Source organism: Streptococcus sp. SGI.013 (assembly GCF_050315295.1).
In the GTDB taxonomy this organism is placed as follows: domain Bacteria; phylum Bacillota; class Bacilli; order Lactobacillales; family Streptococcaceae; genus Streptococcus; species Streptococcus porcorum.
Genome location: NZ_JBNPOS010000075.1, coordinates 1 through 1,005 on the forward strand (window position 1 = coordinate 1; position 1,005 = coordinate 1,005).

1 protein-coding gene and 2 pseudogenes are annotated in these 1,005 nt (G+C 38.0%); all 3 read right to left on the reverse strand.

The window, feature by feature from the left end:
• Positions 1-770: pseudogene (locus tag ACQRDX_RS09325) on the reverse strand (heavy metal translocating P-type ATPase); the annotation flags it as partial.
• 19 nt (positions 771-789) lie between these two features.
• Positions 790-927: pseudogene (locus ACQRDX_RS09330) on the reverse strand (CopY/TcrY family copper transport repressor); the annotation flags it as partial.
• Positions 928-935: 8 nt separating this feature from the next.
• Positions 936-1,001 (reverse strand): multicopper oxidase domain-containing protein, encoded by a 66-nt coding sequence (locus ACQRDX_RS09335; protein ID WP_427896613.1) that lies wholly within the window; start codon positions 999-1,001, stop codon positions 936-938.
• Between the last annotated feature and the right edge of the window lie 4 nt (positions 1,002-1,005).

Here is a 1,005-nt window from a genome sequence, read left to right on the forward strand (position 1 = left end):
ACACGTGATTCGCCACGCTCGATAGTTCCGTCTGCTGGCACATTTTCTCCGGCTTGAACACGAATTAAATCGCCTACCTGTAAGTCAGCAACTGGACGTATTTCAATTGAATCATCTTCTAACACAACGTGAGCATCTTTTGGTACCAACTTAGCCAATGCTGCTTGTGCGTCTCCTGCTTCTCCAATAGCTTTCATCTCAATCCAGTGACCTAATAACATGATTAATAATAATGAAGCAAATTCAAAGAAAAAGTCCATCACGTGTCCACCCGTTACGTAGGTAATGATAACAGCATAAATACTGTATAAATATGAAACACTTATACCTAAAGAAACTAGAGCCATCATTCCAGGTTCTTTTTGTTTAAATTCGTCAACTGCGCCTTGATAGAATGGACGTCCACCATAAATAATTAATATAGTAGATAAAATAGCTACTACAATATCAGAATATGGAAAAGTAAACTGGAATGGTAGGTCAAACCCAGCCATAGGGGATAAGAGCATAATAATGATTCCTAGTGGCAATGATTTTAAGAAAAGTTCCTTAAAGTTACCATGATGATGGTGTTCATGCCCTCCGTGATGCCCACTGTGGTCATGCCCACTGTGCCCGCTGTGCCCGCTGTGATCATGCTCAGCATGATGTTCTTGATGTTGATTCTTATGGTCTCCATGTTCTTCCGTGCTTACGTGCTCATGTTTTGAATGATCCATGTCGCCATGATTATGGTGACAGTGGGATAAATGTTTGTTGTTATTGTTCATTTTAAATTCCTCCTTATTCTTAATGATGATGTAAATGACACTCGCATTGTCTTTCTGGACAATTGCAATCCACTTCTTCTACTGCGAAAGATTTTTTTATCTCTAATATTTTTTCTAGTCGATCTATATCATCGAAGCTTAAGACATGATCTTCAATATTATTTATTATTCTACTTTAATTTGTCCCATCATACCTGCTTCTTCATGTTCAAGAATGTGACAGTGGTACATATAA